The sequence below is a fragment of the Argonema antarcticum A004/B2 genome (assembly GCF_023333585.1).
Lineage (GTDB): Bacteria > Cyanobacteriota > Cyanobacteriia > Cyanobacteriales > Aerosakkonemataceae > Argonema > Argonema antarcticum.
Genome location: NZ_JAIQZN010000070.1, coordinates 1 through 12,336 on the forward strand (window position 1 = coordinate 1; position 12,336 = coordinate 12,336).

Sequence of the window (12,336 nt, forward strand, 5' to 3'; positions counted from 1 at the left end):
TGGATGGGGTGCTGCCGACAGTCCCAGATGAAACAGGAAGTTTTTGTTAATGAATGTTAGCAAAAATCGAACGGCTTAAACTATACAAAGATCGTTAGGAGAAGACCAAAATGCAAGAATACGTATGCACAGCCTGCGGCTACATCTACAAGCCAGGGCAAGGAGATTCAGAGGGAGACATTCCAGCGGGAACCCCCTTTAGCGATATATCCGCCGAGGATTGGGAGTGTCCCGTTTGCGGGGCAAAGAAAGTCGATTTTGAACAATATGATGAACCATCTGAATAAGTAATTAAAAAGTTATCCCGTGTCGCAAATATCACTACAAGTTGTAGTAATTGGGGGTGGGGCAGCTGGTTTTTTGGCTGCCATTACCTGTGCCGAAAGCTATCCTCACACCCAAGTAACCTTACTAGAAGCCGGGTATCAACCCCTCAGCAAAGTGCGCGTCTCCGGTGGGGGTCGCTGTAACGTCACCCACGCTTGCTTCGATCCGGCTGTGTTGGTGCAAAACTATCCCAGGGGAGGCAAAGCTTTGCGGGGTGCTTTCAGCAGATTTCAACCCCGCGATACGGTGGAGTGGTTTGCAGCGCGAGGTGTCCAGCTGAAAACCGAGTCGGATGGCAGGATGTTTCCAGTAAGCGATGATTCGGCGACTATTGTGGATTGTCTGATGCAGACGGCTAAGGCAGCTGGGGTAAAACTTCGCACTGGGGTAACTGTTGCTTCAGTCAAGGAGATCCCACCCCCCTGGGTCCCCCCGCCACGGGGGGAAGATTGGGAAGAAATTTTATTTGCGGGGGGCAATAAGTTTGAGATCGAGTTGAAATCGGGAGAGAAGTTGAAATGCGATCGCATCCTACTTGCTACCGGCAGTAACCCAACAGGTTACCAAATAGCCAAAGCATTGGGTCATCACATCGAACCGCCAGTTCCTTCCCTATTTACCTTTAACGTACCCGAACCCAGCCTGAAAGATTTGGCTGGTGTAAGCGTAGATAACGTCCGCGTGCGATTGCAACTTGGAACCTCACCCCCAACCCCTCTCCGTTCAACGGAGAGGGGCGGTAAAGGCGAATTTGAACAAACTGGCCCAATACTAATTACTCACTGGGGTTTAAGTGGCCCAGCCGTCCTGAAACTCTCCGCTTGGGGTGCCAGAGTCCTGCACGATTGCCACTATCAGGCAACATTGCTAATTAATTGGCTTCCTCAGTACAATTCAGAAAGCTTGCGTCAAATCCTATTGAATGTTAAATCTCAGTTGGTACGACGCCAGATTTCCACCAGCTGCCCAGTTCCTCTCCCCCGACGCCTCTGGGAATATTTAGTCAGCCGTGTGGGCATTAGTACAGAAGATAAATGGTCGGGTATATCTAACAAACTCCTGGATCTACTAATTCAAGAACTTACGCAAGGGCAATACCAGATTAATGGCAAAGCCGTTTTTAAAGAAGAATTTGTCACCTGTGGCGGCGTCAGCCTTAAAGAAGTAGACTTCAAAACTATGGAAAGCAAATGCTGTACGGGTCTTTACTTTTCAGGAGAAATTCTGGATATCGATGGCGTAACTGGGGGCTTTAATTTCCAGAGTGCTTGGACAACCGCGCACTTAGCAGGTAACGCCATAGGGGCTAGTGCCGAAGAGCAAAAGTCAAAAGTCAAAAGTCAAAAGTCAAAAATCCTTTGAGTGTAAGGCATTTCAGTACTTATGAACTGGTGGGTTATTTCTGCCGCGCTGCACTCTTAGGCTAGGGTAAGAGGGGAAAAGAAGAAGATTTCAGATTAAAGAATTGAAATTAAATCTAAAATCTAAAATCTAAAATTTCTCTCTTGTTCTCTGGGCTTCTGTGGTTCAATTTATTCAAAGTCTCAGACAAAATAATGAAATTTAGCGAAATAGTACAAAAACTAGAATCCGCCTCCCATAGCCTGATATCTAACGCAGCAGTCGATCCAGAAATTATTGCTGTTGCACCTATAGATGAGGCACCTATTGGCACTCTCAGTTACATAGAGGGAGCGAAATTTGCGGCTTTTGTGAGGAAAACTTCGGCAAGTGCTTTAATTTTGCCCCAAGACGAAGCGCTACAGAAGCAAGCGATCGAAGGGAGTATTGCCTGGATTGCTACAAATGAACCAAGATTATTATTTGCTCAGGCGATCGCGCTTTTCTACAAACCGTTCCGTCCAGATGTAGGAATTCATCCCACGGCAGTCATTCATCCTTCAGTACAAATCGGTAACGATGTTTATATCGGCCCCCATACAGTCATCCAAGCAGGGGTAAAGATTGGCAACTACGTCTGCATTCACCCGAACGTGGTAATTTACCCAGAAGCGCAGATAGGCTCTAGCACAACATTACACGCCAACTGCACCATCCACGAACGCACCCGCATTGGCTCAGATTGCGTCATTCACAGCGGTGCAGTCATTGGTGCGGAAGGCTTTGGCTTCGTTCCCACACCCACTGGCTGGTTCAAAATGGAACAATCTGGCTGTACGGTGCTGGAAGATGGGGTGGAAGTTGGCTGCAACAGCGCGATCGATCGCCCAGCCGTGGGAGAAACGCGCATAGCACAAAACACGAAAATTGACAACTTAGTACAGATCGGTCACGGCTGTCAGGTGGGTGCAAACTGCGCCTTAGCTTCACAAGTGGGATTAGCCGGTGGCGTGAAGGTGGGAAATCGGGTGTTGTTGGCGGGACAGGTGGGAATAGCGAATCAAGCTCATATTGGAGATGGTGCGATCGCCACAGCCAAAGCAGGGATTCACAGCGACGTAGAACCAGGTGCGATCGTAACTGGCATTCCAGCCATTCCCCACAAAGTTTTTCTGAAAGCAGCAGCCATCTACAGCCGCCTTCCAGAAATGTATCAATCTCTCAGACAAATCCAGCGTCGCTTGAGTAACAAGTAATCATCGTAAAAATCGGGAAAGTCGCACTGAAAAGGTTACTTGACTAACTGAACCGATATAATAACCTATTCATGATTAGATGGCTTATTGTGTTTGGAACCACCTTGGCTATGCAGCAAGTAACTACTAGCAGCAATCAGTAGAATAGAAATAGCTAAATAGAGAATTTCTTGGTATGTTGTAATAGGCATTCCTGCAACTTGTTTGAAAACCCTCACTACTAGCACCATCACAATGACCTTTAAAATCTTATCTTTTAGTTCATCTAACGAATGAATTTCCAAAATTCGTATTTCCTGATTTGCTCTGCCAACATCAATTTTTGAAATAAATAGTTCGTATATTCCAAAACTAAAAATCATTAAAACTATTCCGATCAAATAAAGATCTACTCCACCAATGATACTTGTCATTATTTTTGTAGTAAATTCAGAGTGAGAACCTTCAGATTCCGAGTATTGTTTAATTCCTTCAATAATTTCCATGCTCCCCAGCCAAAATAGATTTATAACGCTAACTAACCCGAACAATACAGGTACGATTGCCAAAAATCTAACACCCCACAACAAATTTTCTGTAATTTGCTCGACTTTTTTGCTAAACCGCATATACTACTCCTAAAATCTTATCGGCTGATTTTACCATAAAAGTTTTGTGTTTTTAGTTTATGCAAAATATTTCCTGCAGTATCTGAATACAGCCCACATTTGGCCCGCTAAAATCTGACACTAGGTAATTTGAGGGATGAGAAGAGGACTGGCGACTGGGAAGATAATTTAAACAGGATTTACGCACTAAGCTGAAACGCACCTAATTCACATATCCTGGATGGCAGGAATGCCTACCCGACAAGAGTTAGGCTTTTTTGAGTTATACAGTTTAAATGCGGAGCAGCTTAGCCCCCAAATCTAGGGGGCTTTCTTCCCCCAGATTTGGGGGGCTGGGGGGGCGAAACTAAGGAATATTGCGTAAGTCCTGTTTAAGTAGTCTAAAGTATTTTTAATTACTAATGCCTACTCCCATATACTAAAAAAACGCTCGTGCCGATCGAACTGCGGAATGGGGCTTAAAATCCCAATTTCTCCAAAACAGGACGAGTTGAGACAATGTGTCGATCTAAACCAAGTTGCTTTGGCTCAATTCCCAGCGCTAAAGCAACCAATTGCGGTAGATGCAGCACAGGTAAACCCAACTTACGCTCAATTACTTTTTCCACTTCTGGTTGACGAGAATCTAAATTGAGGTGGCACAATGGACAAGGCGTTACTATACAATCCGCACCAGCCTCTATAGCTTCCTGAATATGCGCCCCAGCCATTTTAAAAGATTGATCTGTCGCGTAGCTGGAAAGCGGCCACCCGCAACACTGAGTCCGCCCTCTATAATAAATTGGTGTTGCCCCAATCGCCCTAAACACATTTTCCATTGATTCTGGCCTGAAGGGGTCGTCGAATGGGATTGACTTTTGCGATCGCAGGAGGTAACACCCATAGAAGGCTGCACAGCGAAGATTGCTAAGCTTATGAGTAACTCGTTCTTGCAGCGCTTGGAGGCCGTAATCTCCAACCAAAGCCCATAGCAGATGTTTAACCTGGGTGCTGCCGCGATACGGCGAACAACTCTCTTTTTTTAATAAGCCGTTAATCTGTTCTAAGTAGGCTGGATTTGTTTGCTGGGATTCCTTGAGCCTTTCGTCCACATGACCGATCACTCCCTGACAGGTGCTGCAATGGGTAAGCAGTGGCAGGTTCAATTCCTCAGCTAGGGCAATATTGCGGGCATTGACAGTATCTTCCAACAGATGAGATTCTTCTTTAAAAGTGCCGGAACCGCAGCAGGAAGCTTTTTTCAGCTCTATCAGCTCAATTCCCAGAGCTTTGGTGAGGGCTGCTGTCGATTGGTAAAGCTCCCGGCAGGCACCTTGGGCAACGCAGCCAGGAAAGTAAGCATATTTAAGTGTCATTTGTCAAGTGTCATTGGTAAAGTGTCATAGATCGCGGTACTGGCTCTTCTTTATATAATCGCTTGTTGAGGGCAATGGGGAATTGGCGATCGCTAAAAGAGAAAATTTTGGCCTGCAACCCAGTCAAGCGATTTGGTGTCAGTTAAAAAATTGGCTGGATCTGGATTGAGCGCGATCGCCATATTCAGATAAGATTAAGAAATGCTTAGAACCATATTTCCCAGAGCGGAAGTTTGGGCAACTGCGATAAGGGATAACTATGAGCGAACAGGAAATTTTTCAGAAAGTTCAAAAAATTGTGGCAGAGCAATTGAGCGTTGAAACCACTGACGTCAAACCAGAAGCCCATTTTACTAACGATCTGGGGGCTGATTCCCTCGATACGGTAGAACTGGTGATGGCCTTAGAAGAAGAATTTGATATCGAAATTCCCGACGATGCGGCAGAAAAGATTTTGACGGTTCAACAGGCGGTAGACCACATCAACGAAAAAGTTGCCGCATCGGCATAAAAGGCGCTAGGGGCTAGAGCGTCGGGCGAAGAAAGGGTATTAGTAAACAGAAAAAACCTTATATTCGCTAAACCCTAATTTTTAAGCGCTACTTTTTCTCTAGTCCCCAGTCAAGAGTCAAGAGTCCCTATGAAAGTTCTGCGTTCTGGGTGTGGAAGCCCAAGTAAATAGCTGAATCGTAAACTACCCGCCGAAGTCAGTCGGAGTACCGACTGACTTCGGGGGCTTGAAAGCCCAAAGTTTACCCGACTAAGTACACCCGCTGTACTACGTTTTTGAGGTCATCTTACCTACGGATGCGAAGCCAGTCTGTAGCTCTAAGGCTAACGATCAAACAGGCATATTGGGTTGAAGCCAGTGTCGTTAGCGTAAAAAGCCTCTAAAACATTGTCCAGGCTAACATAACCGGAGTAATCCGAGGGGGAGCAATCCCCACCAACTAAACGCCCCACTGAGGCGGGTCTACAAAGCACAATATCGGTAGCCTCTATCCTGTAATGCCAGCAGGTATGCCAGGGAGTTTCACCACTTCTGAGGCGCGACGGTTTCCCTAGAAACTCATGGTAGCTATGTTGCATAGACCCCGACCTCCCTTTCTTCTCACCGCGAAGCCGAGTACAGCTATGACGGGAGTCGACCGGGAGGAAGAAAGATGACAGATTTTGAAGGTAAGCGCGTTGTTGTTACTGGTTTAGGCGCGATTACACCCATTGGCAATACCTTAGCTGAGTATTGGGAAGGATTGTTAAGCGGACGCAACGGCATTGGGCCGATTACCTTGTTTGATGCGTCCCGCCATGATTGCCGCATCGCAGGCGAAGTGAAGGGTTTTGACCCCCATGACTATATGGATCGTAAGGATGCCAAACGCATGGATCGCTTTGCCCAGTTTGCAGTTTCTGCAAGCAAGCAAGCGATCGCAGACGCCCAGTTTGTCATAAACGAACTGAACGCAGAACAGGTAGGCGCAATCATCGGCACCGGCATTGGCGGTCTGAAAGTACTGGAAGATCAGCAAGAAATATACTTGACAAAAGGGCCGGATCGCTGTAGTCCCTTTATGATTCCCATGATGATCGCCAATATGGCTGCCGGATTAACCGCTATTCATACGGGCGCTAAAGGGCCAAATTCCTGTTCTGTAACCGCCTGTGCGGCTGGTTCCAATGCGATCGGGGATGCCTTTCGCCTGATCCAGCGGGGATACGCCCAAGCCATGATTTGCGGTGGCACGGAAGCAGCAGTAACACCTCTATCTTTAGCGGGATTTGCAGCAGCGCGAGCGCTATCAAAGCGCAACGACGACCCGGCCCATGCCTCTCGTCCGTTCGATCGCGATCGCGATGGATTCGTCATGGGCGAAGGAGCCGGTATCCTTTTATTGGAAGAACTGGAACACGCCCTCAGTCGCCAAGCCAAAATTTACGCCGAAATAATCGGCTATGGCATGACCTGCGATGCCTACCACATGACCTCCCCAGTACCAGGTGGAGAAGGAGCTGCTAGGGCAATCCAGCTGTGTTTGAAAGACAGCAATCTTACTCCAGAACAGGTTAGCTACATCAACGCCCACGGCACCAGTACATCAGCTAACGATGTCACCGAAACAGCCGCAATTAAAAAAGCTTTGGGAGACCATGCCTACAAAGCGGCCATTTCCTCGACAAAATCGATGACAGGTCATCTTTTGGGCGGTTCTGGTGGTATTGAAGCAGTTGCTACCGTCATGGCGGTAGCTAATGACCAAATTCCACCAACGATGAACTTAGAAAACCCCGATGTCGGGTGCGACCTAGATTATGTCCCCAACCAAAGTCGCGCCCAAAAAGTAGAAGTGGCACTGTCCAATTCTTTTGGTTTCGGGGGCCACAACGTCACGTTAGCATTTAAAAAGTACGTTGCTAATGGGTAATGGGGAATTGGTCAGTGGTCAGTGGTCAGTGGTCAGTAGTCAGTAGTCAGTGGTCAGTGGTGATTCTCCCCCACTCCCTGTTTGACTTTTGAATGAGTGACTTTTGACTTTTCTAGCCCCTCTTAAAACTACTTGCCCATCGATCCTGCTAATGGGATGATGGGGATACTGTTTTGGGGCGATCCAGAGTACCCACATTTCAGCTCGCATACCAAGTTTTCGATCGTCGTTAAAAGAAGAGATTATGGCCGTTGCAACCCAATCACTCCAAGAGCTTTGCATTAATTCTATCCGCTTTCTGGCGATTGACGCCGTAGAGAAGGCAAAATCGGGGCATCCAGGACTGCCGATGGGCGCAGCGCCGATGGCGTTTGTGCTGTGGGATAGCTTTATGCGGTATAACCCAAAGAATCCCAAATGGTTTAACCGCGATCGCTTCGTGCTATCAGCTGGACATGGCTCAATGCTACAGTACGCCCTGCTCTACCTGACTGGCTACGACAGCGTAACCATAGAAGACATCAAGCAGTTCCGTCAGTGGGAATCCAAAACCCCCGGACACCCCGAAAACTTTATGACGGCGGGCGTGGAAGTCACAACTGGGCCACTAGGTCAAGGAATTGCCAATGGAGTAGGTTTGGCAATAGCGGAAGCCCACCTTGCTGCTAAATTTAACAAACCCGATGCCACGATTGTTGACCACTACACTTATGTGATTTTGGGTGATGGTTGCAACATGGAAGGGATTTCTGGTGAAGCTTGTTCCTTCGCAGGACACCAGGGATTAGGTAAACTCATCGCTTTATACGACGACAACCACATCTCCATCGATGGTTCTACAGATGTAGCATTCACCGAAGATGTTTCCAAACGGTTTGAAGCTTATGGTTGGCACGTCCTCCACGTCGAAAATGGCAATACCGATTTAGAAGGAATTGCCAAAGCAATTGCAGCAGCAAAAGCTGTCACCGATAAGCCGACCATGATTAAGGTGACAACCATCATCGGTTACGGTTCTCCCAACAAAGCAAACACCGCTGGCGTTCACGGCGCTGCTTTGGGTGCAGACGAAGTAAAACTGACCCGCGAAAAGCTGGGTTGGGAATACGAACCTTTCGTAGTCCCAGAAGATGCCCTCAAGCATACACGCAAAGCAGTGGAACGCGGCGCAGCTTACGAAGACGACTGGAACAAGACTTTTGCTGACTACAAAGCTAAATATCCCCAAGAAGCCGCTGAATTTGAACGTTATATTAGCAGCAAATTGCCCGACGGTTGGGATAAGGTACTACCCAGCTACACCGCTGAAGACAAAGCACTCCCCACCCGCAAACACTCGGAAAACTGCCTCAACAAACTGGCAGGGGTTTTACCTGAACTAATTGGTGGTTCCGCCGACCTCACCCACTCCAACCTTACCGAAATCAAGGGTTATGGCGAATTTCAGAAAGGTCAATACCAAAACCCCAACATCCACTTTGGTGTGAGGGAACACGGTATGGGCGCAATCTGTAATGGCATAGCGCTACACGGTTCTGGATTAATTCCCTACGGCGCTACTTTCCTGATCTTCACAGATTATATGCGTGCTGCCATCCGCTTATCCGCCTTGTCCCAAGCTGGCGTGATTTGGGTGATGACCCACGATTCGATCGGACAAGGTGAAGATGGCCCGACCCACCAACCGATCGAAACTTTGGCTTCCCTGCGTGCTATTCCTAACCTGACTGTGATTCGCCCCGCAGATGGAAACGAAACCTCTGGGGCTTATAAAATTGCGATCGAAAAAGCTAAGCAAAACGATCCCACCCTGTTAGCCTTCACCCGTCAGAATGTCCCCAACTTAGCAGGTACATCGATTGAGGGCGTGGCAAAAGGTGGATATATCGTCGTTGATTCGGATGGTACACCGGATATTATCCTGATTGGTACTGGTTCAGAATTGAGCCTCTGTGTCACCGCCGCTGAGAAACTTACCGCCCAAGGCAAGAAAGCCCGTGTTGTCTCGATGCCTTCAACAGATATCTTTGATGCACAGGATGCAGCTTATAAGGAGTCTGTTCTGCCCTCATCTGTCACCAAGCGTTTGTCTGTAGAAGCTGCTAGCAGTTTCGGCTGGCATAAGTACGTGGGTATGGGGGGAGATTGCGTTAGTATCGATCGTTTTGGTGCTTCTGCGCCTGGTGGAGTTTGTCTGGAGAAGTTTGGCTTTAGCGTTGATAATGTGTTAGCTAAAGCTAAGGCATTGTTGGGTTAATAGTTTTATTAGCAAGATTTGGCAGGCATCTTGCCTGTAATACTTGTGGGGTGGGCATCTTGCCCACTCTTTTTTGATGTAGAGTTGGCATCTGTTTATACAATTAGTAAAATTTCCAAAACAAATCCAAGAATGATTTATGGATGAATTAAAAAGTTTACTTAACCGTGCCTCGTTTGAGGAGAGGCAAGCATTAGCAGATATTCTTAAGGCATCAAAACCAACAGTCGATTGTATTGTCGATCGTTTATGTGAGAAGAGTCAACCTGCTGTCAGTATGTGAAAAAATATCCCTACAAAACAGACTATGCAAGGCTTTCAGCGATACTTGCCACCTCGTCAGGGGTTCTGAACAAGGGAAAACTTGACTTGTACGGCGTTATGGCGTACAATTAGTATCTAGTACAAAAACAAAAATCTCTTATTTAACAACCATGAGTTGCCTAAATACAGATGGGAAGAATGAAAATTCCAGAGGGGCGAAAAATGCTCGTTTGGAAGCACGAATCACTCAAGAACAAAAAGAATTATTATTAGAAGCTGCACAAATTAGCGGGTTTTCACTCACAGAATTTGTCGTAGCGAGTGCTGTGGAAACAGCTAAACATATAATTCAAGAACAGTCGATTCTACAGTTAAGCCAGCGAGATAGAGAAGTGTTTGTCAATGCTTTGCTCAATCCGCCAAAACCAGGTGAAAAATTGCGTTCTTCTGCCAAACGGTACAAAGAACGGATGGGTTTATAATGCCAGAACCTAATCCTGTTAATTATATTATTGAACCGCTAAACGAACATCACAACCGAGCATCTTTTTGCTGTGGAGTTGAACCTCTAGACCGCTATTTTCAACAAAGGGCTAATCAAGAACGGCTAAAATATGTCTCGGCTCCTTTTGTGGCAGTCAATTTAGACCTCAATCAGGTCATTGGTTATTATACCCTTTCTGCCACAAGCATTCCTTTAGAAGAATTGCCGCCGGAAATAGCAAAGAAACTGCCTAAATACCCCCTTCTCCCTGCTACGCTTCTTGGTCGATTAGCGGTAGATAAAAATTATCAAAAGCAAGGATGGGGAGATTTATTATTAATGGATGCTCTATATCGTAGTTTGGAAAATGAAATTGCCTCTATAGCAGTTGTTGTTGATGCGAAAGATGAAAAAGCCGTGGCTTTTTACCAACACTATCAATTTATTTTATTTCCCGAAAGTTTGAATTGTTTATTTTTGCCTATGAAGACAATTAAAACTATGTTTTACTGAGTTTACAGGTACTCAACGGATTACAGTTGAAAATTGGCTGAATTTGGAAAGTTAATGAGGGGGAAGTTATGCCGGAAGTTTGGGGGGAGAGAGAGCAACTTTTAGATCGGATCGCAAAAATCGTAGAATATTTGATGCAAAAGGATACTACTTATCAGTATTACCTAGATAAAGATAAGGCAATTCAAATGATATTTAAATACTATTTCGAGAAAGTTTCCCTGGAGGAACTGAAAGCTATGTCTGATTTTAAATTAACAGGTTTTATTGAGGGAGATATGATGAATTTACTATTGATTGAAGGGGAAGATGATATAGACCTAAAAGTAACACCCTATGGTTAGATATGTTTAATTCCTGAGCAAAAGACTGATTATTAGTTTACATAACTTAATATAATGATTAGGGACAGGGCGATCGCGTTATAATTTGCATTGCACTATATTAATATAGTACAATTGTACTATCTTTGATACAAAATGACTATTTTTACTGAGAGGCAGTATGAAAGCAGAGCTTCTCAAGAGATTATTTAGAGCGATCGCGACTTCAGACCAAGAGGCGATTGACAAACTCACATACGTAGTTATAGAGGAAGAACGCAGTAGGGGACACACTCTCTTAGCTGACCAATTAGAGAATATTACCAAAAAGAGCCAGAAAGAGAAGTCTACCAAGCCCAGCAAACCCGCTTCTTCAGTACCAGAAAACTTACAGGCATTAACTGAATTACCAACCAGTAAGCGATTTAATCTTCCCCTGGTGACAATTATACCAAGGGAGAAATTACGGCATCAGATGGTATTGCCGGATAATATTGAGAAACGTTTCTGCCGAATTGAGCGTGAATATGCAGCAAGAGATAGGCTGGCTCATCATGGACTGCGTTACAGGCAAAAAATACTTCTTTATGGCCCGCCTGGCTGTGGAAAGACGCTAGGAGCAGAGCGTTTAGCTTGGAATACGGGTTTACCACTCCTCAAAGTGCGATTTGATGCAATGGTGTCGTCTTTTTTAGGCGAAACTGCCAGCAATTTGAGACTTGTATTTGAGGATGCCTCAAAAAATCCATGTTTGTTGTTTCTTGATGAATGTGACTCTATTGCTAAGTCACGCGAAGATACTCAGGAAGTAGGGGAAGTCAAGCGAGTAGTAAATACCTTCCTTCAGATTTTGGATGAATATGAGCCGTCCTCTGGTCTTTTGGTAGCAGCTACGAACCTCAACAAATCTCTTGATACTGCCCTTTGGAGAAGATTTGACGACTTGATAGAAGTACCCAAGCCAGGAGAAAACGAGTTAGAATTTATACTGAAGCAAACACTATCTGCAATTGAAGTAGGGTCTATCAACTGGTCTACCATCATTGAGCAAATGAAAGGCTTTTCTGCTGCTCAAGCGGTGAGGGTAGCACAAGATGCTGCTAAACGGGCGATCCTCGATCGAGAAGGGTTAGTGATTCAAGAGCATTTAGAAGAAGCTATTGCCGAAATAAAAGTTTCCTAGAA

The 12,336-nt window shown here is 45.7% G+C and carries 13 protein-coding genes; 11 read left to right on the plus strand and 2 right to left on the minus strand.

The annotated features are described in order from the left end of the window. The first annotated feature begins 110 nt into the window (after window positions 1–110). The 3 genes from LAY57_RS24815 to lpxD all read left to right on the plus strand — a co-directional run bounded on the left by LAY57_RS24815 (window position 111) and on the right by lpxD (window position 2,924). Window positions 111–287, plus strand: coding sequence for a rubredoxin (locus LAY57_RS24815; RefSeq protein ID WP_249069779.1), 177 nt, complete (start codon window positions 111–113; stop codon window positions 285–287). Between the two features lie 19 nt (window positions 288–306). Continuing rightward, window positions 307–1,689, plus strand: coding sequence for a BaiN/RdsA family NAD(P)/FAD-dependent oxidoreductase (locus LAY57_RS24820; protein ID WP_249069780.1), 1,383 nt, complete (start codon window positions 307–309; stop codon window positions 1,687–1,689). A gap of 194 nt (window positions 1,690–1,883) precedes the next feature. Then, a complete protein-coding gene (lpxD, locus tag LAY57_RS24825) occupies window positions 1,884–2,924 on the plus strand; it encodes a UDP-3-O-(3-hydroxymyristoyl)glucosamine N-acyltransferase (protein WP_249069781.1) in 1,041 nt (346 codons plus the stop codon). Between the two features lie 65 nt (window positions 2,925–2,989). On the opposite strand, the gene LAY57_RS24830 is transcribed toward lpxD, so the two are convergent. Further along, the gene (locus tag LAY57_RS24830; RefSeq protein WP_249069782.1) at window positions 2,990–3,532 is read right to left on the minus strand and encodes a YqhA family protein; all 543 of its coding nucleotides are present in this window, start codon (window positions 3,530–3,532) and stop codon (window positions 2,990–2,992) included. Window positions 3,533–3,990: 458 nt separating this feature from the next. After that, entirely contained in the window at window positions 3,991–4,887 is an 897-nt protein-coding gene (locus LAY57_RS24835; protein ID WP_249069783.1) for a CoB--CoM heterodisulfide reductase iron-sulfur subunit B family protein, read from the minus strand. A gap of 259 nt (window positions 4,888–5,146) precedes the next feature. Here LAY57_RS24835 and acpP point away from each other — a divergent pair, with 259 nt between their 5' ends. The 8 genes from acpP (at window position 5,147) to LAY57_RS24875 (ending at window position 12,334) form a co-directional block, all read left to right on the plus strand. Continuing rightward, window positions 5,147–5,398 (plus strand): acyl carrier protein, encoded by a 252-nt coding sequence (acpP, locus tag LAY57_RS24840; RefSeq protein ID WP_249069784.1) that lies wholly within the window; start codon window positions 5,147–5,149, stop codon window positions 5,396–5,398. 652 nt (window positions 5,399–6,050) lie between these two features. After that, window positions 6,051–7,310 carry a beta-ketoacyl-ACP synthase II gene (fabF, locus tag LAY57_RS24845; RefSeq protein ID WP_249069785.1) on the plus strand — a complete coding sequence of 420 codons (1,260 nt, stop codon included), beginning with the start codon at window positions 6,051–6,053 and terminating at the stop codon, window positions 7,308–7,310. A gap of 244 nt (window positions 7,311–7,554) precedes the next feature. Next, window positions 7,555–9,567, plus strand: coding sequence for a transketolase (tkt, locus tag LAY57_RS24850; RefSeq protein WP_249069786.1), 2,013 nt, complete (start codon window positions 7,555–7,557; stop codon window positions 9,565–9,567). A 139-nt stretch (window positions 9,568–9,706) separates the two neighbouring features. After that, the gene (locus tag LAY57_RS24855; RefSeq protein WP_249069787.1) at window positions 9,707–9,850 is read left to right on the plus strand and encodes a hypothetical protein; all 144 of its coding nucleotides are present in this window, start codon (window positions 9,707–9,709) and stop codon (window positions 9,848–9,850) included. Between the two features lie 151 nt (window positions 9,851–10,001). Beyond that, entirely contained in the window at window positions 10,002–10,313 is a 312-nt protein-coding gene (locus tag LAY57_RS24860; RefSeq protein ID WP_249069788.1) for a type II toxin-antitoxin system TacA family antitoxin, read from the plus strand. Further along, complete coding sequence (locus tag LAY57_RS24865) at window positions 10,313–10,828, plus strand: GNAT family N-acetyltransferase (RefSeq protein ID WP_249069789.1); 516 nt, start codon at window positions 10,313–10,315, stop codon at window positions 10,826–10,828. The genes LAY57_RS24860 and LAY57_RS24865 overlap by 1 nt, the downstream gene beginning before the upstream one ends. Before the next feature lie 68 nt (window positions 10,829–10,896). Next, window positions 10,897–11,172, plus strand: coding sequence for a hypothetical protein (locus tag LAY57_RS24870; protein WP_249069790.1), 276 nt, complete (start codon window positions 10,897–10,899; stop codon window positions 11,170–11,172). 160 nt (window positions 11,173–11,332) lie between these two features. Next, entirely contained in the window at window positions 11,333–12,334 is a 1,002-nt protein-coding gene (locus LAY57_RS24875) for an ATP-binding protein (protein ID WP_249069791.1), read from the plus strand. The last annotated feature ends 2 nt before the right edge of the window (window positions 12,335–12,336 follow it).

Bases quoted from the DNA above. Each gene is read 5' to 3' on its own strand.
- acpP (WP_249069784.1), top strand. From the start codon at position 5,147: ATGAGCGAACAGGAAATTTTTCAGAAAGTTCAAAAAATTGTGGCAGAG.
- fabF (WP_249069785.1), top strand. From the start codon at position 6,051: ATGACAGATTTTGAAGGTAAGCGCGTTGTTGTTACTGGTTTAGGCGCG.
- LAY57_RS24865 (WP_249069789.1), top strand. From the start codon at position 10,313: ATGCCAGAACCTAATCCTGTTAATTATATTATTGAACCGCTAAACGAA.
- LAY57_RS24830 (WP_249069782.1), bottom strand. From the start codon at position 3,532: ATGCGGTTTAGCAAAAAAGTCGAGCAAATTACAGAAAATTTGTTGTGG.
- LAY57_RS24875 (WP_249069791.1), top strand. From the start codon at position 11,333: ATGAAAGCAGAGCTTCTCAAGAGATTATTTAGAGCGATCGCGACTTCA.
- LAY57_RS24855 (WP_249069787.1), top strand. From the start codon at position 9,707: ATGGATGAATTAAAAAGTTTACTTAACCGTGCCTCGTTTGAGGAGAGG.
- lpxD (WP_249069781.1), top strand. From the start codon at position 1,884: ATGAAATTTAGCGAAATAGTACAAAAACTAGAATCCGCCTCCCATAGC.
- LAY57_RS24835 (WP_249069783.1), bottom strand. From the start codon at position 4,887: ATGACACTTAAATATGCTTACTTTCCTGGCTGCGTTGCCCAAGGTGCC.
- tkt (WP_249069786.1), top strand. From the start codon at position 7,555: ATGGCCGTTGCAACCCAATCACTCCAAGAGCTTTGCATTAATTCTATC.
- LAY57_RS24815 (WP_249069779.1), top strand. From the start codon at position 111: ATGCAAGAATACGTATGCACAGCCTGCGGCTACATCTACAAGCCAGGG.
- LAY57_RS24870 (WP_249069790.1), top strand. From the start codon at position 10,897: ATGCCGGAAGTTTGGGGGGAGAGAGAGCAACTTTTAGATCGGATCGCA.
- LAY57_RS24860 (WP_249069788.1), top strand. From the start codon at position 10,002: ATGAGTTGCCTAAATACAGATGGGAAGAATGAAAATTCCAGAGGGGCG.